This window comes from Burkholderia sp. IMCC1007 (assembly GCF_027257875.1).
Classification (GTDB): domain Bacteria; phylum Pseudomonadota; class Gammaproteobacteria; order Burkholderiales; family Burkholderiaceae; genus Burkholderia.
Window position 1 is genome coordinate 14,077 of record NZ_JAPVQY010000077.1, and the last position, 16,132, is coordinate 30,208.

18 protein-coding genes and 1 pseudogene are annotated in these 16,132 nt (G+C 68.6%); 12 read left to right on the top strand and 7 right to left on the bottom strand.

The window, feature by feature from the left end; translation table 11 throughout:
* Positions 1 to 1,125 carry an amidohydrolase family protein gene (locus O1Q03_RS36360; RefSeq protein WP_269510237.1) on the top strand — a complete coding sequence of 375 codons (1,125 nt, stop codon included), beginning with the start codon at positions 1 to 3 and terminating at the stop codon, positions 1,123 to 1,125.
* Between the two features lie 10 nt (positions 1,126 to 1,135).
* Here the strand turns inward: O1Q03_RS36360 and O1Q03_RS36365 are convergent, their stop codons facing one another.
* The 3 genes from O1Q03_RS36365 to O1Q03_RS36375 form a co-directional block, all read right to left on the bottom strand.
* Positions 1,136 to 1,612 (bottom strand): SRPBCC family protein, encoded by a 477-nt coding sequence (locus tag O1Q03_RS36365; protein WP_269510240.1) that lies wholly within the window; start codon positions 1,610 to 1,612, stop codon positions 1,136 to 1,138.
* 119 nt (positions 1,613 to 1,731) lie between these two features.
* The gene (locus O1Q03_RS36370; protein WP_269510242.1) at positions 1,732 to 2,217 is read right to left on the bottom strand and encodes an SRPBCC family protein; all 486 of its coding nucleotides are present in this window, start codon (positions 2,215 to 2,217) and stop codon (positions 1,732 to 1,734) included.
* Entirely contained in the window at positions 2,180 to 2,557 is a 378-nt protein-coding gene (locus O1Q03_RS36375; RefSeq protein WP_269510279.1) for an ArsR/SmtB family transcription factor, read from the bottom strand. The genes O1Q03_RS36370 and O1Q03_RS36375 overlap by 38 nt, the downstream gene beginning before the upstream one ends.
* Before the next feature lie 195 nt (positions 2,558 to 2,752).
* Here O1Q03_RS36375 and O1Q03_RS36380 point away from each other — a divergent pair, with 195 nt between their 5' ends.
* Together O1Q03_RS36380 and O1Q03_RS36385 are read left to right on the top strand one after the other, a co-directional pair.
* Positions 2,753 to 3,283 (top strand): GNAT family N-acetyltransferase, encoded by a 531-nt coding sequence (locus tag O1Q03_RS36380; protein ID WP_269510245.1) that lies wholly within the window; start codon positions 2,753 to 2,755, stop codon positions 3,281 to 3,283.
* Positions 3,284 to 3,536: 253 nt separating this feature from the next.
* Positions 3,537 to 4,115 carry a hypothetical protein gene (locus O1Q03_RS36385; RefSeq protein ID WP_269510248.1) on the top strand — a complete coding sequence of 193 codons (579 nt, stop codon included), beginning with the start codon at positions 3,537 to 3,539 and terminating at the stop codon, positions 4,113 to 4,115.
* Positions 4,116 to 4,157: 42 nt separating this feature from the next.
* Here the strand turns inward: O1Q03_RS36385 and O1Q03_RS36390 are convergent, their stop codons facing one another.
* On the bottom strand, positions 4,158 to 4,742 hold the full coding sequence (locus tag O1Q03_RS36390; protein ID WP_269510251.1) for a TetR/AcrR family transcriptional regulator: 585 nt from the start codon (positions 4,740 to 4,742) through the stop codon (positions 4,158 to 4,160).
* Between the two features lie 339 nt (positions 4,743 to 5,081).
* On the opposite strand from O1Q03_RS36390, the gene O1Q03_RS36395 reads away from it, so the two are divergent.
* Positions 5,082 to 5,786: an SDR family oxidoreductase gene (locus O1Q03_RS36395; protein WP_269510254.1), complete on the top strand. Its 705-nt coding sequence runs from the start codon at positions 5,082 to 5,084 to the stop codon at positions 5,784 to 5,786.
* Between the two features lie 58 nt (positions 5,787 to 5,844).
* Here O1Q03_RS36395 and fabV read toward each other — a convergent pair whose 3' ends face one another.
* The gene (fabV, locus tag O1Q03_RS36400; RefSeq protein ID WP_269510257.1) at positions 5,845 to 7,047 is read right to left on the bottom strand and encodes an enoyl-ACP reductase FabV; all 1,203 of its coding nucleotides are present in this window, start codon (positions 7,045 to 7,047) and stop codon (positions 5,845 to 5,847) included.
* A gap of 204 nt (positions 7,048 to 7,251) precedes the next feature.
* Between fabV and O1Q03_RS36405 the strand changes: the two genes are divergently transcribed.
* From O1Q03_RS36405 to O1Q03_RS36420, 4 genes are all read left to right on the top strand, one after another.
* The gene (locus O1Q03_RS36405) at positions 7,252 to 7,785 is read left to right on the top strand and encodes a GbsR/MarR family transcriptional regulator (protein WP_269510281.1); all 534 of its coding nucleotides are present in this window, start codon (positions 7,252 to 7,254) and stop codon (positions 7,783 to 7,785) included.
* Between the two features lie 140 nt (positions 7,786 to 7,925).
* The gene (locus O1Q03_RS36410) at positions 7,926 to 9,173 is read left to right on the top strand and encodes an SDR family oxidoreductase (protein WP_269510260.1); all 1,248 of its coding nucleotides are present in this window, start codon (positions 7,926 to 7,928) and stop codon (positions 9,171 to 9,173) included.
* 2 nt (positions 9,174 to 9,175) lie between these two features.
* Positions 9,176 to 9,646: a DUF2269 family protein gene (locus O1Q03_RS36415; RefSeq protein ID WP_269510263.1), complete on the top strand. Its 471-nt coding sequence runs from the start codon at positions 9,176 to 9,178 to the stop codon at positions 9,644 to 9,646.
* Positions 9,647 to 9,956: 310 nt separating this feature from the next.
* Entirely contained in the window at positions 9,957 to 10,580 is a 624-nt protein-coding gene (locus tag O1Q03_RS36420) for a glutathione S-transferase family protein (RefSeq protein ID WP_269510284.1), read from the top strand.
* 107 nt (positions 10,581 to 10,687) lie between these two features.
* Here the strand turns inward: O1Q03_RS36420 and O1Q03_RS36425 are convergent, their stop codons facing one another.
* Entirely contained in the window at positions 10,688 to 12,178 is a 1,491-nt protein-coding gene (locus O1Q03_RS36425; protein WP_269510266.1) for a serine hydrolase domain-containing protein, read from the bottom strand.
* Positions 12,179 to 12,372: 194 nt separating this feature from the next.
* Positions 12,373 to 13,533 carry a hypothetical protein gene (locus tag O1Q03_RS36430; protein ID WP_269510270.1) on the bottom strand — a complete coding sequence of 387 codons (1,161 nt, stop codon included), beginning with the start codon at positions 13,531 to 13,533 and terminating at the stop codon, positions 12,373 to 12,375.
* Between the two features lie 281 nt (positions 13,534 to 13,814).
* Here O1Q03_RS36430 and O1Q03_RS36435 point away from each other — a divergent pair, with 281 nt between their 5' ends.
* From O1Q03_RS36435 to O1Q03_RS36450, 4 genes and pseudogenes are all read left to right on the top strand, one after another.
* Complete coding sequence (locus tag O1Q03_RS36435; protein ID WP_269510273.1) at positions 13,815 to 14,234, top strand: HIT family protein; 420 nt, start codon at positions 13,815 to 13,817, stop codon at positions 14,232 to 14,234.
* A gap of 257 nt (positions 14,235 to 14,491) precedes the next feature.
* A complete protein-coding gene (locus tag O1Q03_RS36440) occupies positions 14,492 to 14,656 on the top strand; it encodes a hypothetical protein (RefSeq protein WP_269510276.1) in 165 nt (54 codons plus the stop codon).
* Positions 14,657 to 14,833: 177 nt separating this feature from the next.
* Positions 14,834 to 15,493, top strand: coding sequence for a methyltransferase family protein (locus O1Q03_RS36445; protein ID WP_269510277.1), 660 nt, complete (start codon positions 14,834 to 14,836; stop codon positions 15,491 to 15,493).
* A gap of 376 nt (positions 15,494 to 15,869) precedes the next feature.
* Positions 15,870 to 16,132: pseudogene (locus O1Q03_RS36450) on the top strand (hypothetical protein); the annotation flags it as partial.

Genomic DNA, 16,132 nt, shown 5'->3' on the forward strand with positions numbered 1-16,132 from the left:
ATGACCCTTTCGATCAAACGACGCCGGCTGCTCGGCGCGGCCGCCGCGTCGCTCGCACTGCCTGCGTTCGCCGATACGCGGACGCCGGCCGAAACTGGAGCTTCCCGCATGACGACGCAAAGCAACTATCTCGCGGTGCGAAACGACTGGCTTGCCTCCGCGCTCGAGCCCGCACTCGAACCGGACCTGCCGATCATCGATGCGCATCACCACTTCTACGAGCGGCCGGGCTGGATCTACATGCTCGACGAGTATCTGCAGGATGCGCGGTCCGGGCACAACATCCAGGCATCCGTCTATATGCAGGCGCTGACGCGCTATCGCGATGCGGGGCCGGTGGAACTGAAGCCGGTCGGCGAGACGGCGTATGTCGCAGGGGTGACCGAGCCGCTTCAGCCGCGCGTGCCGGCCGTCGCGAAAGGCATCGTCGGGCATGCGGACCTGCGCCTGGGCGCGCGCGTGCGCGACGTGCTCGAAGCGCATGTCGACGCGGGGCGCGGACGTTTTCGCGGCGTCCGGCACCTGAGCACGTGGGATGCCGATCCGTCGCTCGCGAATCCGCTGTCGGCGGTGCCGCGCGGGCTGTTGCTCGACCCGGCCTACCGGGCCGGCGTCGCGCAGCTGGCGCCGCTCGGCCTGTCGTACGACGCATGGCTGTTCTTTCCTCAATTGCCCGAGCTGTTCGACCTGGCAAAGGCGAACCCCGACACGCGGATCGTCGTCAACCACTGTGGCGGCGTCGTGCGGATCGCGAGCTATGCGGACAAGCGGCCGGAAGTCTTCGCGCGCTGGTCGGCGTCGATGCGCGAGCTTGCGCGGTTGCCGAACGTATTCGTGAAGGTCGGCGGCCTTGGCATGCGGATCAACGGCTTCGATTTCGAGAAGGGCGTGCGGCCGCCGTCGTCCGAACAGCTCGCCGACGCATGGCGGCCGTGGATGCTCACTTGCATCGAGGCGTTCGGCGCCGAGCGCTGCATGTTCGAGAGCAATTTTCCGGTCGACAAGGGCTCGTATTCGTACGTGAACGGCTGGAACGCGTTCAAGCGGCTGACCGCGCAAGCGAGCCCGAGCGAGCGCGATGCGTTGTTCCGCGGGACCGTCTCGCACGCATACCGGCTCGGCTGACGCGTACCGCCTAGCCCTTCTCCACCAGCGCCGCGAGCCGCGCGAGCGCCATCCGCCAGCCGGTTTCGTTGTCGGCGGCCGGCACGCCGGGCGGCACCCCGTCGTGGACCGCCTCGACGCGCGTGCCGCCTGCTTCGTCGGACAGCGTGATCGTGATCGTCATCGCGCCGCGCAGCATCGGATCGTCGGTTTCGAACACGTCGATTTCGACGACCTGCTGGTCGGGCACGAGCGTCACGAAGCGGCCGTGGTAGGTGTCGGTGTGCGCGGTGGTCTTGCCGGTGCCGTCCGACGGTGCGTCGTAGCTGAGCGACACGCGCAGCGCGCCGCCTTCGCGCGCGTCGTACGCGTGCACGCGGCACGTCATGCCGTCGGGCACCTTCCATTGCTCGACCGCGTGCGGGTCGAGCAGCGCGCGATAGACGCGCCCGCGCGGCGCGTTCAGGTGCCGGCTGACCCGGGTCGAATGCGTGTGCGTGTGCAGCATGTGGCCTCCTGCGGAGCGCGCGCGACGGTGCGCGCCGGACGCCGGCGCGTCGTCATGCTTCCTTCAGGAATCCTAGGCGCGCGCGTGACGGCATGCAATGGCCGCGCGCGCGTGCGCCATCAGCGCAAGGCGGCCGCGAATTCGTCGAGCTGCGTGATGCAGATGTTCCAGCCCTCGAAAAAGCCGAGCGCCTCGTGGCGCTCGCGCGTCGCCGCGTCCGGATGCATCACGCGTGCTTCGTAGCGGCAGCCGTCGTCGACATCGGCCATCGTGATGACGGCCGTGAAGCCCATCCACGGCACCTGCGGCCGCCAGCCGCCCGTGAGCATCGACGTGAACGCGATGCGCGCTTCCGGCACGATTTCAACGAAGCAGCCGGGGTTGTCGCTCGTGCCGCCGTCGGGGCCGCGCATGAACGTGTGGAAGGCGCCGCCCGGGCGCAGGTCGAACGCACGGACTTCGGTGGTCCACGGCTTCGGGCACCACCATTCCTTCAGCAGTTCGGGGTCGGTCCATGCGCGCCAGAGCGCGTGGCGCGGCGCGCGCAGCGTGCGCGTGATCACGAGGTCATGGGCGGCGGCGGGGTCGACGTAGCTGGCTGACATGAGCTTGCTCCTCCTGGTGGCGGCGTTCGACGAATTCCACGAGACGATCGGCGCGTGCTTCCCACAGCGCGCGCTGGGCGGCGAGCCACTGCTCGGCTTCTGCCAGCCGGCTGCCGACCAGCTCGCAGGTGCGCGAGCGGCCGTCCTTGCGGGTCTGCACGAGGCCGCTGCGCTCGAGCACGGCAACATGCTTCATGAACGACGGCAGCGCCATGTCGAACGGCGCGGCCAGTTCCGACACGGTCCGCCCGCCGCCGCCGAGTGCGCGGACGATCGCGCAGCGTGTCGGATCGGCGAGCGCGTGGAATACCTCGTCGATACCGGGTTGAAAGTTAGCCATGCGGCTAAGTATAGGCAATGCACGGGGGATTTTCATCGCATAGGATGATGGGGCAGTAACACGCGCCGGCCATGCCGGACGCCGTGTTTCCGAACGCCGGCCGCCGTTGCTCGGGCATCGGCCGCACGCCGGCATTCCATTCGATCCGGGCGCACGCCGCCGAACGCGTGCCCCGCCTGATATACCGGAGAGGGTATGACAGCAGCCGTAACCGTCCGCCGCGTCGACGCGAGCGAAGCGCAAGCCAGCGTCGACGCGCTCGCCGACTTGCTGATCGATTGCGTTGAAGGCGGCGCGTCGGTCAGCTTCATGCTGCCGATCGCGCGCTCGACGGCCATCGCGTTCTGGACGCGCGTCGCCGATGGCGTCGCGAGCGGCGAGCGGATCCTGCTCGTCGCCGAGGACACGGCCGGGCGGATCGTCGGCACCGTGCAGATCGTGACCGGGCAGCCGGAGAACCAGCCGCATCGCGCGGATATCGCGAAGATGCTCGTGTCGCGTCATGCGCGCCGGCAAGGGATCGCCGCGCGGTTGATGGCGGCGGCCGACGACGCCGCGCGCGATGCCGGCAAGACCGTGCTCGTGCTCGACACGGTAACGGGCGGCGATGCCGAGCGGCTGTACGAACGGGCCGGCTGGCAGCGCGTGGGCGTCATCCCGAACTACGCGCTGATGCCCGACGGCGCGTTGTGCGCGACCACGTATTTTCACAAGCAGCTCGTGTAACGGCGCACGTCGCCGTGCGCTCCATCGACGCTGATCGAGGCAATCCTGCTCGCAGGCAGCGCCGCGATCCTGTGGGCCGGCGTGCGCTGGAGTCGATCGGGACCGCGTGCCGATGCGGCGGGGGCGGGGCGCGTGGCATGACGCGTCGGCAACGCGCAAGCCACACGACACGAAAAGCCGGCCGGCGGCAGTGCGGCTCCGATATATTGCTGCTGCAACACGCCACCGGAACGCCAATGGAATCGCCGTCACGATGAAACGCTCCCACGTCGCCTTCGCCCTCACGGGGCTGCTCGTCGCAGTGCCGATCGCCGCTTACGCGCTCGTCAAGCCGCTGCGCGTCGTTGCGCCGGCGCTGCTGCCCGGCGTGTCATGTCCGCGCGCGGACATCTGCATCGACGATCCCGCGAAGCTCGGCGACGCGCAGCAGCTCTATCGCGACGGCTACGCGCGCGCGGCGGCGGCCGTGGGGCCGTTTCGCGATGCGCCGCGCGTCGTGTTCTGCGCGACGCGTGCGTGCGCCGATGCGTTCGGCCTCGGCGAACGCGCTGCATTGACGCTCGGGGATTTCGGCGTGGCCGTGGCGCCGCGCGGCTGGCAGACCTACTTTCTCGCGCACGAGCTGATCCACCACCGGCAGGCCGAAGTGCTCGGCAACCTCGCAGTCGCAACCCGGCCGCGCTGGCTGATCGAAGGGATGGCGTATTCGCTCAGCGAGGATCCGCGTCATCCGCTGAAGGAGCCGTTCGAGTCGTGGCGCACACAGTTCGAAGCGTGGCATGCGGCGCTCGGCCAGCAGCCGCTGTGGGAGGCCGCGAGGGCAGTCCAGTAGCGAGCGACGGCGACGCGATCGCGCACGAACGGCGACGTGCCGCTATGCCGGCACGGCCGGATCGTCGGGCTGCCCGACGAGCGTGCGGCGCGCCGCATCCAGAATCTCGTCCGCCAATGCGGGATCGGTGCCGGCCACCGCCCGCGACAGCACCAGCGCGCCGACCATCTGGCTGAAAACGGCGATCGCGTCGCCGCGCGCGTCGGCCGCGGCCGAGCCTTCCGTGGCGACCATGCGTTCCAGCCGGTCGAGGTACGTGGCGACGCCGCGCGTGTAGCAGGCGCGCGCCGCGTCGGTCAGCCGCGGCGCATCGCCGGCAAAGCCCGACAGCGGGCAGCCGGCCTCGATGTTGTCGCGATGCGCGCCCGACAGGTACGCCGTCACCTGTTTCGCGACGCTGCCGGCGTTCGGCGAATCCGCGCGATCCTGGATCGCCTTGTCCATCACGGCGGCGACCAGCGCGTCCTTCGACTTGAAATGGTTGTAGAAGCCGCCCTGCGTGAAGCCGGCTTCCTTCATCAATTCCGTCAGCCCGACGGCGTCGACGCCGCGCACGCGGAACAGCCGCTCGGCCGCCGCGACGATCGCGTTGCGGTTTTCCGCGGCCTGTTGTCTCGAGACGCCCATCGATCCCTCCCTCATTCCGGCAATTGCCGCGATTGAAAATCACAATGGCGATCACCATTGACGTGCCGATCTCGCGCTGGCACTATGCGTCGCAAAGACGATGGTGATCGACATTGAGATGAAGTGTAGCCGACTTCGCGAACGAAGCGAAGCAGCCGGCGCGGCACGGATCGACGTCGGTCGGGGTGTTGGGTGCGGCGAGGCGCGGGCGGCGGAACGGCCCGGCCTTCGGCATCGGCGGGGCAACGGTTCGGTGCGCGAAGGCCGCGTGGTTTTTACCGGATTCCGGGCGCGCGGCGAACCGGCGCGGACGGGATCGAATCTGAGAAAGGAACGATCATGAAGATCGAAGGTGCAGTCGTTTTCATCACGGGCGCGAACCGCGGGCTTGGCCTCGAGTTCGCGAAGCAGGCGCTCGAGCGAGGCGCGCGCAAGGTCTATGCGGGCGCGCGCGATCCGGCCAGCGTGACGCTGCCGGGCGTGGTGCCCGTGAAGCTCGACGTGACCGACCCGGCGTCGGTCGCCGCGGCGGCCGATGCGGCGCGCGACGTCACGCTGCTGGTCAACAACGCGGGCATCGCGCGGTTCGGCAGCCTGACCGACGACGGCGCGGTCGACGCATTGCGTGCGCACCTGGAGACCAACGTGTTCGGGATGCTGGCGATGTCGCGCGCGTTCGCGGGAACGCTTGCCGGCCACGGCGGCGGGGCGATCCTCAATATTCTGTCGGTCGCGAGCTGGGTGAACCGGCCGATCCTGTCGGGCTACGGCGTGTCGAAATCGGCTGCGTGGGCGCTGACCAACGGGCTGCGCCATTCGCTGCGCGAGCAGCGCACGCAGGTGGTCGGGCTGCATGCAGGCTTCATCGATACCGACCTGACGGCCGGCCTCGACGTACCGAAGGCGACACCGGCCGACGTCGTGCGCCAGGCGTACGACGCGATCGAATCCGGAGTGGAGGAGGTGTCCACCGACGACTTCACGCGGCAGGTGAAGGCCACGTTGTCGGACGGTGTGTACCTGGAAGAACCGGCGCCGCGTTGACGCCGGCGGTCACGCGAACCCGCCGCCCGCGCAGCGAGCGCGGCGGCGGGCCGTATCGTCAGACCGTCGTGTCGATGATGCCCGGGATCTTCACGTCCGGGTTCACGTCCGCGTCGTAGTCGACGCCGGCGATCTCGAAGCCGAACAAGCGCAGGAATTCCGTCTTGTAGCCGGCGAAGTCGGTCATCTCGTACAGGTTCTCGTTCGTCACCTTGTCCCACATCGCGACGACCTTGCCCTGCACTTGCGGATCGAGTTCCTTGTAGTCCGCGCGCAGGCGGCCTTCTTCGTCGACGTGCGGCGTCGCGCCGTACATGCTGTCCTTCAGGAGCCCATACACCTGCTCGATGCAGCCTTCGTGCGTGCCGGTTTCCTTCATCACCTTGAACAGCAGCGACAGGTACAGCGGCATCATCGGGATCGCCGAGCTCGCCTGCGTGACGACGGCCTTCAGCACCGACACGCGGGCATCGCCGCCGTGCGCGGCGAGCTTGTCGCGGATCGACAGCACCTTCTTGTCGAGATCCTTCTTCGCTTCGCCGATCGAGCCGTTCCAGTAGATGTCGTGCGTGATCTGCTCGCCGAGGTACGTGAACGCGGTAGTCTTCGCGCCGTCGGCCAGCACGCCGGCTTCGTCGAGCGCGTCGATCCACATCTGCCAGTCCTCGCCACCCATCACGGCGACGGTGCCGTCGATCTCTTCCTGCGTGGCCGGCTCGAGCGACACTTCGCGGATCACTTCCTTGTCGGTGTCGAGGCCGCGGAACGTGACGGCCTTGCCGACCGGCTTGAGCGTCGAGCTGATCGTTTCGCCCGTCTTCGGGTGCGTGCGGCGCGGTGCCGCGAGGCTGTAGACGACGAGGTCGACCTTGCCGAGATCCTGCTTGATGGTGTCGATCGTGACCTGCTTGACCTTGTCGGAGAATGCGTCGCCGTTGATGCTGCGCGCATACAGCCCCTTTTCGGCGGCGAATTTCTCGAACGCGGCGCTGTTGTACCAGCCGGCCGTGCCCGGCTTCGTTTCGGTGCCGGCGCGCTCGAAGAACACGCCGAGCGTGTCCGCGCCCGAGCCGAATGCGGCCGAGATCCGGGCGGCGAGGCCGTAGCCGGTCGACGCGCCGATCACGAGCACCTTCTTCGGGCCGTTGGCGATCGGGCCGTGCGAAGTCACGTAGTCGATCTGTTCCTTGACGTTGGCTTCGCAGCCGACCGGATGAGTCGTCACGCAGATGAAGCCACGCACGCGCGGTTTGATGATCATGGAAACCTCTAGTCAGAAAGGCGCGGACGGCCTGAAATCGGAAAAATCCCGCGCATTGTAATGGAAGCGGGCGCGGGCGGCGGGAAAGGCGCGGCGTGGCGGGCCGTGACGACGTGGGCAAGCGCCGAGGGCCGGATCGGGGCGCGCACGCCGCCGGTAATTTCTGTCTTGACAGAAATTACTGAAAAGCCTAAATTTCGCGCCATGGAACTCACACCGATTGCCGAACGATTCATTCTCCACTGGGGCGAAATGGGCTCGCGGTGGGGCGTCAACCGCACCGTCTCGCAGATCCACGCGCTGCTGTATCTGGCCGGGCGGCCGGTGGCGGCCGACGAGATCGCCGAGACGCTCAACGTCGCGCGCTCCAACGTCAGCACGAGCCTGAAGGAGCTGCAGTCGTGGCGGCTCGCGAAGGTCGTGCACGTACTCGGCGATCGCCGCGACCATTTCGAGACGTCGACCGACATCTGGGAATTGTTCAAGTTGATCGTGGAAGGGCGGCGGCAGCGTGAGATCGAACCGACGCTCACGGTGCTCCGCGATTGCCTGACGAGCCCCGAGCTCGCCGACGAAAGCCGCGAGACCGAACAGCGCATCCGCGACACGCTGCAGTTCGTCGAGACGCTCACGACCTGGTCGGACGAAATGCTGCGGTTGAAGCCGGACACGCTGATGAAGGCGCTTGGCATCGGCGCGAAGATCAGCCAGACGGTCCGGCGCAAGCCGTCGAAGTAGGCGGTACCGACGTGCGGGCACGCGGCCCGCTTTTTTTGGATTCAATATTTCTGTCATTACAGAAATGACTGTAAAGAGAGTATGACGATGGCCATGGCCTTGCTGTCGAACCGCCGGCATCCCGCAAGACGGAGCGCGACATGAACATCCTCGTGTGCGGTGCGAACGGCTTCATCGGGCGGGCGCTGAGCGCGCGGCTCGAAGCCGGCGGCCATCGCGTGCTGCGCGGCGTGCGTCATGTGCTCGGTCCGAGCGATGTGGCGATCGACTTCGCGAAGGATGTCGATCCCGATGCGTGGCTCGCGCGGGTGAACGGCGTCGACGTGGTGATCAACGCGGTCGGCATCCTCGCCGACCGGCGCGGTGCGACGCTGGACGCCGTGCATCGCGCGGCGCCGTGCGCGCTGTTCACCGCGTGCTGCCGCGCCGGCGTGCGGCGCGTGATCCAGATCTCGGCGCTGGGCGTCGAACGCGGCGACACGCCGTATTTCACCAGCAAGTACGCCGCCGATCGCTTCCTGCAGACGCTGCCGCTCGATTCCCGGATCGTGCGTCCGGCGCTCGTCTACGGCGCGTCCGGCACGTCGGCGCGGTTCTTCCGGATGCTCGCGAGCCTGCCCGTGCACGTGCTGCCAGCGGGCGGCCATCAACGGCTGCGCCCGGTGCATGTCGACGATCTCGCCGAACTCGTCGCGCGGCTCGTCGATGCGCCGGCGGCCGGCGAGCGCGTCATCGATGCCGTCGGCGCCGACGAAGTCGAGTATCGCGACATGCTCGGCAGCTATCGCGCGGCGCTCGGTTTTCCGCCGGCGGCGCGCATTGCGCTGCCGGGCCCGCTGGTCGGGGCGGCTGCCACGCTGTCCGGCGCGATTCCGGGCGCGATGCTGACCCGCGACACGTGGACGATGCTGCGCGGCGGCAACACGGGCGATCCCGCGGCCATCACGGCCGTGCTCGGCCGGCCGCCGCGCGGGCTGCGCACGTTCATCGGCGCGGACGCGGTCGCGCTGCGCCACGACGCGCTCGCGATGTGGCGGCGGCCGCTGCTGCTCGGTGCGCTCGCGATCGTCTGGATCTGGACGGCCATCGTCAGCGCGTTCGTCCATCCGCGCAGCGACAGCCTGGCGATGCTCGCGCACGCCCACCTGACCGGGCTGCCCGCGCTGATTGCGCTCTACGCGGCCTGCGCGCTCGACTTCGCGTTCGGCGTGGCGACCGTCGTCGCGCCGTCCCGCCGCCTGTGGGTCGCGCAAGGCGTGCTGATCGTCGCGTATTCGGCGGTCATCGCGGTCACGATGCCGCCCCTGCTCGCCGAGCCGTTCGGCCCCGTGCTCAAGAACGTGCCGATTCTCGCGATCCTGTTGATCCTGTTTGCCGAAGAGGAATAACAATGAATGTCTATCTGATCGTCAAGACGCTGCATATCCTGTCGTCGGTGCTGATGGTCGGCACCGGCTTCGGCACCGCGTTCTACCTGTTCTTCGCGAATCGCACGCGCTCGGTGCCGGCGATCGCGGCCGTGTCGCGCCTCGTGGTGCGCGCGGACTGGTGGTTCACGACGCCGGCCGTGCTGTTCCAGCCCGCGTCCGGGCTGTGGCTCGCGCATACGGCCGGCTGGCAGTGGGATACGCCGTGGCTCGTCGCGTCGGTCGTGCTGTATGCGATCGCGGGCGCGTGCTGGCTGCCCGTCGTGTGGCTGCAGGTCGAACTGGCGTCGATGGCGAAGCTCGCGCATGCGAACGGCGACGCCGCGTTGCCGGAGCGCTACTGGCGCTATGCGAAGCGCTGGGAGCTGCTCGGCTACCCGGCGTTCTTCGCGATGCTGGCCGTCTATTTCCTGATGGTGGTCAAGCCGATGTGAATAGATCGCCGCCGCGCAGGCGCGACAGCGGTACGCAGTGCCACGCAGTCGATCGCAGGCGATGGGCGAGATGGCCGAGCTGCTGCTGGACGGGCAGCGCATGATGTCGGCGCGGTTGCATCACGACGGATTCATGTTCCGGTTCCCGGGCGGCCGAGCACGCGTTGCGCGACCTCACCGGTCGGCCGCCGACCGATTTTGCGAGCACGACCTGTCGTTTGCCCCGAGGTCGTGTATAAATTCGACGGATACCCGTCCGGGCCTGTCGAACGCCCCGAACGCTTCGCATTCGACCTCACAAGGAGCCTGCATGCTGCACATCCTCGGCAAGATCCCGTCCATCAACGTCCGCAAGGTGCTGTGGCTGTGCACCGAACTCAACATCCCGTTCGAACAGGAAGACTGGGGTTCGGGCTTTCGTACGACCAACGATCCCACCTATCTCGCGCTGAATCCGAACGGTCTCGTGCCGGTCATCAAGGACGACGACTTCGTGCTGTGGGAGTCGAACACGATCATCCGCTATCTCGCGAACCGCTATGGCGGCGATGCGCTCTATCCGGCCGAGCCGCAGGCCCGTGCGCGGGTCGACCAGTGGATCGACTGGCAGGCGTCCGACCTGAACCGTTCATGGGTCGACGCGTTCCTCGGCCTCGTGCGCAAGTCGCCCGATCACCAGGACCCGGCTGCGATCGCGCAGTCGATCGCGGGCTGGACGAAGCACATGACGGTGCTGGAAACGCAGCTCGAAGCGACCGGCGCATACGTGGCCGGCGACCACTTCACGCTCGCCGACATTCCGATCGGCCTGTCGGTGAACCGCTGGTTCGGCACGCCGTTCGAGCATCCGGAGTTCCAGGCGGTGAAGCGTTACATCGACCGTCTCGCGACGCGCGAAGGTTTCAAGCAGTACGCGGGCAGCGCGAACCCGTAATGCGTCGGCAGCCGCGCACGGTGTGAGGCGGTGCGCGGCGCGGCGGCAGGGCGGTGCAGGCCGCCGCCGTGTCGCCGCCCGCATTCGAGGAAGCCGCGCGCCTGCCGTCACGCGCCCGGCGCGGGCACCGCGTCGAGCACGCGCGCGAGAAACCTTTCGTGATTCCACGCGGATTCCGGCCGCGACAGCCCGAGCCGCACGACCACCAGCTGGCGGCTCGGCACCACGCTCACGAACTGCCCTTCATGGCCGACCGCATGAAACGCGTCGGCCGGTAGGGCACGCGCATCCGGGCCGGTATCGTTGAACGGCTCGGGCACCTTCACCCACAGATGCGCGCCGAATTCCTCGCGCGGCGACAGCGGCGTCGCGCGGCTCAGGTAGCGCACCCAGCCTTCGGGCAGCAGCCGCCGCCCGTTCCACTCACCGTCCTGCAGCAGAAACTGCCCGAAGCGCGCCCAGTCGCGCGCGCTCGCATACATGAACGACGCGCTGCCGAGCGTGCCGGACGCATCGGGTTCGAACACCGCGCTGCGCATCCCGAGCGGCGCGAACAGCGCGCGGCGCGGAAACGCAAGGTAGTCGTCCTCGGCGCCGCCCATCGCGACGCGCATCGCGCGCGCGACGATCGCGCTCGTGCCGCTCGAGTAGTACCACTGCGTGCCGGGCTTCGCGGCAAGCGGCTTCGACGATGCGAAGCGTGCGGTGTCGGGCTGCGTGAACAGCATCACGGCGACGTCGGACAGCGGGTCGTCGTAATCCTCGTTGAATTGCAGGCCGCTCGTCATCCGCAGCAGTTCGTCGAGCGTGATGGCCGCGCGCGCATCGCCGCTGTCGCGCCATTCGGGCAGCAGCGCGGACGCATCCGGCGACAGCTTGTGCTGCGCGACGAGCAGGCCGACCAGCGCGGCCGTCACGGTCTTCGTCATCGACCAGCCGGGCAGCGGTGTGTCGGCGGTGAAGCCGGGCGCATAGCGTTCGGCGATCACGTGGCCGCGCCACATCACGACGACGGCGCGCGTGCGCCGCGGCCGCGCCGGATCGGGTTCGTCGAACGCATGGTCGAGCGCGGCCTGCAGCTTGCGCGCGTCGATGCCGGCCGGCGGCACGATCGGCGTGATCGGCGCGACGGCGGAGGCGGGAGACACGGGAGACACGGGAGACACGGGAGAGACGGGAGAGACGGGAGACAGGGAGGCGACGGCGGCCGCTTGCGCGGGCGGCGGATCGGGCAACGGCGGCAGCGCGGCCGGCAGCACGCCGCGCGACGGCCCGAGCGCGAGCGTGCAGCCGAGCCCGGGCCGGAAATCCGCTTCGCGTTGCGCGAAACCGGCGAACGTCGCGACCGCGCGACGATGCTCGGGATCGATCGACGGGCGTACCAGTTTCAGCAGCGGATGCACGCCGGCCATGATGTCGACGTCGATCACCGATGCGGCTGGACGGCCTGACACGAACACGCCGGAACACAGCGCCTTCGCGGCATAGCCGGTCGCGATCGGCGCGAGCCGCGACAGCATGTAGCCCGTGTAGCCGACCGCGGCGGCGAGCGCGATTGCGACGCCGCGCAGGATCAGCGATTTGAAGGGGATCGTCATGCGCGAGCGTCCTCGGTGGCGTGCCGGCCGGCAACGATCCGGCAGTGTCGCAGGTTCGGGCAAGCGGTGGCAATCGCGGGTGGGTGCGACGCCGGGCGGCGTCGATCAGCCGCGATGGTGCCCGGCGTGTGCGAATCGCGTGTGTCGCTCGCGCAGGCTGGAACGGGCCGGGTGCGGCCCGTTCGAGCGGCGCGTCATTGCGCGTTGTCGCCTGGGCGCAGGGTCCAGACCGTCGCGGTATTCGTGTTGTCGTCGACGGCCGCGAATTGCGGCTGGCCCTTGCTGCCGTGCCCGAACGCGAGGCCGAAGGCCGACCCCGGCACGGTATCGACCTGCATCTGTGCGATGAAGCGTCCGTACACGGTGAATTCGACGATCTCGCTCGGTTGCTGCGGGTCGGGGTTGACCGCGTCGCCGTTCGCGGTCACGAGATGCCCGTTCGGCGCGAGCGCCAGCGCGAGCGGGCCGTGCAGGTGCGTCGCGTCGAAGTAGATCATGCGTCCGACGCCGCCGTCACGATTCGTCGATGCGGCGTTCTGGATCGCGAACACCGCGTTGTCGCCGGTGGAGGCGACATACAGCACGTCGGCGTTCGGGTCGTACGCGAGGCCCGTCGGACCGACGACCAGCGCATTCGCATCGGGCCGGTGCAGGTAGCCCGACGCGATGATGCGCGAGCCCTGCAGCATCCTGACGCCGTCGCTGCCGATCTCCAGCTCGATTCGCGAGACCGTCCCGTTCAGCACGTTCGACACGAACGCGGTCACGCGCTGGCCGCGGTCGATTACGGTCATGTCCCACGGGCCGTCGAGCAGCGTGCTGCTGGACAGTTGCGTGACGAGATTGCCTTGCGGCCCGATGACGAGCAGCGAGCCGGGTGCGACGACGGTGCCGTTCGGCGCGGGGACGTTGCCGACCAGCACGAAGCCGCTGCGCAGCACCGCGAGCGCGGTCGTCAGACCGAGATTGCTGCCCTGGAAGAAGGTCGCTGGCGTCTTGCCGGGCGACAGCTTCACGATCGTCGTGCCGGTGCCTTGCACGTTCGACGCCGCGTTGAAGTTGGAGACGACGACGTCGCCCGGTTTCAGCGTGCTCCAGCTCGGCACGCCGCGCGGCACGAACGCGATGCCGTACGGATTGACGTCGCCGTTGGCGGGCACGGTCGAGGCCGTGACCGACGAGACCGGCAGGATGGAATCGCTGCCGCCGGCCCACGCGAACGCGGACGACAACGCAACCAGCCCGGCGCCGCAGGCCACGCGGCATAGCGTGCGCGCCAGCGTGCGGCGGGCGTGCGCGAGGACGGGCGGGGGAAGGGCAACGGCGGGCGAACGACAGGACGGGAGAGGATCCATGGCATGACTCCGGTTGATGAGCGCGAGCAGTCATCCCGGCTGCCGGCCTGCGCAGCCGACGGGTGTCCGGCGCGGGTTCGCGATCCTGCAATGCGACACCGCGCGCGGAGTAAACGGATCGCGCCGGCCGGATATTCCGTCCGGCGAGCGATATTGCGGGCGCGCCGGCGTGCATTGTTCGCCGCAATCGCGACACGGCCTGACAAGTTGAAATCCGTCCCGTCGCCGGCCGATAATCGTCCGGCATCGCTCTCCCATTCAAACCGCTATCGGAACAAGCCATGTCCTACGACAACAACAACCCGTTCGCCAAAATCCTGCGCGGCGAACTGCCGTGCGTGAAGGTCGCCGAAGACGACGCGACCCTCGCGATCATGGATCTCATGCCGCAGGCCGACGGTCACGTGCTCGTGATCCCGAAGGAGCCGGCCGCACAGATCTTCGAACTGTCCGGCGACGCGGCCGCGGCCGGCATCCGCATGACGCAGCGCATCGCGGCGGCGGTGCGCGCGGCGCTCGGGCCGGACGGCGTGTTCATCGGCCAGTTCAACGGCGCGGCGGCGGGCCAGACGGTTCCGCACGTGCATTTCCACGTGATCCCGCGCTGGGAAGGCGTCGAGCTGCGGATGCACGCGCGCGAGATCGCCGACGCAGCGGCGCTCGAGTCGGTCGCGCAGCGCATTCGCGCCCATTTTGTGTAACGCGAGCACGGCGACCGGTTGGAGCGGCGCCAGCGGCCGCGCGCCGCGGCGCCGTTCGCGTGTGTTTCGGCGGTCACGCGGCGTAACACCTGTAACCGCTCGCGAAACGCGTGCCGGCGGCCCCTGGCGCTAGACTCCGCGCATTGCTTCATCGAGCGACAGGAAGCGGCGGAGCGCCGCTTCGTGCCGGCCGTCGCAGGCTGCGACGCCCCGGCTCTCGTGCGATGCAACGTGTCCTCTTCGCCGGGAATCGAGCCATGTACAAAGTTCTCATCACGATCGCGTTGATCGGCGGCCTGTCGGGCTGCTATGTCGCGCCGCCTTACGGCTATGCCCCCGCGCCGGCCTACTACGGCTATGCGCCGGCGTACTACGCACCGCCCGTCAGCGTCGGGATCGGCGGCAACTTCCGCATTCGCTGACCTCGCGGCGGGCCTGGGTCTGTCCAGCCCATCGATCGCGCCCGTGCCTCGACGCTCCTCCGCCGCTTTTTCGCCACTTCCCGCAGCAACGACTCGCGCGCCGCCCGACGGCGCGCGTGCGCATTGAACGCCCGGATTCCTATACTTCACAGGAAAGTCCAACCCGGCGAGGCAACGATGGCCGTCACGCGCAAGGTCGCAATCGTGTCGAGCGTCTCCATGCTCGTCTATCTCGGGCTCGCCGTGCTCGGCATCGGCGGGTTCGCCGCCTTCTTCTCCCATCCGCAACTGACCGCTGTGGCCGTCGTGACGTTCGCGCTGACCTTCGCCGCGATGTTCACCGAAGGCAACCTGAGCGCCGGCGTGCGCGAGAACCGCGACAACCGCTGGGTGCTCGCGGCATTCGGCGCGAGCGGGTTCCTGCTGGCCTATCTGCCCGCGCTGACCGACCGGCTCGACGTGTGGACCTTCGGCGGCGACGCGGTGCGCTGGTTCGGCGTCGTGCTGTACGTCGCGGGCGGGGTGCTGCGGATCTGGCCCGTATTCGTGCTCGGCAAGCGCTTCAGCGGGCTGGTTGCCATCCAGCCGGGCCATACGCTGGTCACGGCCGGCATTTATCGCCACATCCGCAACCCGAGCTATCTCGGCCTGCTCGTCAATTCGATCGGCTGGGCGTGCGCGTTTCGCTCGGGCGTCGGCCTGCTGCTGGCCGCGCTGATGCTGGTGCCGCTGGTCGCTCGGATCCGTTCCGAGGAAGCGCTGCTGCGCGCCCAGTTCGGCGCCGAATACGACGCGTACTTCGCGCGAACCTGGCGCCTGCTGCCGGGCGTGTACTGACCCTCATCGGCGCGGGATGACCGGTTCAAGCCGGACCGGCTCCTGCACGTGCCCGATGTGTTGCCACGTGTGTCCGGGCGGGGCGATTCCCGTGCTCGCGGCCATTCCGCCGAGGCGGCCCGAAATCCCTCGGACGCCCGTCCGGCGGGCCTTTGCGGCTTTTCCGCCGACCTGTTCGCGCGCCTATTTTGGTAAACAACTTGTTACCAGAATGTCCACGGCAAGGAGGCGGGAGCGGTGCTATTCTTCGCCGCAAGCTCATTGAAATGAATTGGTCCGGGATTCGGCACAATGCCTGAATCGACGTCGATTGGTTCAGATCGTCGTAGCGAGCCGACCTTCAATAACCAGATTGAGAACAAGGAAGAATACGGGAATGTGGAAGAAAATCGCCCCCGCTCTCGTCGTCGCCGCCCTGGCTGGCGCGACCGCACTGCCGGCAATGGCCGGTGACTTGAACAACGCGCTTGGCGGCGCGCTCGGCGGGGTTGCCGGCGCAGCGGTCGGTGGCGCGGTCGGCGGCAGCACGGGCTCCGTCATCGGCGGCGCGATCGGCGGCGGCGCCGGCGGTGCCGTGACGTCGAACCGTCGCGAGCGCACCGGCGCGATCATCGGCGGCGCCCTCGGCGGCGGCGCGGG

Coding starts and splice junctions, on each gene's coding strand:
- O1Q03_RS36395 (WP_269510254.1), top strand. CDS start 5,082: ATGAAGATCGAAGGTGCAGTCGTTTTCATCACGGGCGCGAACCGCGGG.
- O1Q03_RS36415 (WP_269510263.1), top strand. CDS start 9,176: ATGAATGTCTATCTGATCGTCAAGACGCTGCATATCCTGTCGTCGGTG.
- O1Q03_RS36375 (WP_269510279.1), bottom strand. CDS start 2,557: ATGGCTAACTTTCAACCCGGTATCGACGAGGTATTCCACGCGCTCGCC.
- O1Q03_RS36365 (WP_269510240.1), bottom strand. CDS start 1,612: ATGCTGCACACGCACACGCATTCGACCCGGGTCAGCCGGCACCTGAAC.
- O1Q03_RS36390 (WP_269510251.1), bottom strand. CDS start 4,742: ATGGGCGTCTCGAGACAACAGGCCGCGGAAAACCGCAACGCGATCGTC.
- O1Q03_RS36360 (WP_269510237.1), top strand. CDS start 1: ATGACCCTTTCGATCAAACGACGCCGGCTGCTCGGCGCGGCCGCCGCG.
- O1Q03_RS36440 (WP_269510276.1), top strand. CDS start 14,492: ATGTACAAAGTTCTCATCACGATCGCGTTGATCGGCGGCCTGTCGGGC.
- O1Q03_RS36435 (WP_269510273.1), top strand. CDS start 13,815: ATGTCCTACGACAACAACAACCCGTTCGCCAAAATCCTGCGCGGCGAA.
- O1Q03_RS36410 (WP_269510260.1), top strand. CDS start 7,926: ATGAACATCCTCGTGTGCGGTGCGAACGGCTTCATCGGGCGGGCGCTG.
- O1Q03_RS36380 (WP_269510245.1), top strand. CDS start 2,753: ATGACAGCAGCCGTAACCGTCCGCCGCGTCGACGCGAGCGAAGCGCAA.
- O1Q03_RS36420 (WP_269510284.1), top strand. CDS start 9,957: ATGCTGCACATCCTCGGCAAGATCCCGTCCATCAACGTCCGCAAGGTG.
- O1Q03_RS36430 (WP_269510270.1), bottom strand. CDS start 13,533: ATGGATCCTCTCCCGTCCTGTCGTTCGCCCGCCGTTGCCCTTCCCCCG.
- O1Q03_RS36425 (WP_269510266.1), bottom strand. CDS start 12,178: ATGACGATCCCCTTCAAATCGCTGATCCTGCGCGGCGTCGCAATCGCG.
- fabV (WP_269510257.1), bottom strand. CDS start 7,047: ATGATCATCAAACCGCGCGTGCGTGGCTTCATCTGCGTGACGACTCAT.
- O1Q03_RS36370 (WP_269510242.1), bottom strand. CDS start 2,217: ATGTCAGCCAGCTACGTCGACCCCGCCGCCGCCCATGACCTCGTGATC.
- O1Q03_RS36445 (WP_269510277.1), top strand. CDS start 14,834: ATGGCCGTCACGCGCAAGGTCGCAATCGTGTCGAGCGTCTCCATGCTC.
- O1Q03_RS36405 (WP_269510281.1), top strand. CDS start 7,252: ATGGAACTCACACCGATTGCCGAACGATTCATTCTCCACTGGGGCGAA.
- O1Q03_RS36385 (WP_269510248.1), top strand. CDS start 3,537: ATGAAACGCTCCCACGTCGCCTTCGCCCTCACGGGGCTGCTCGTCGCA.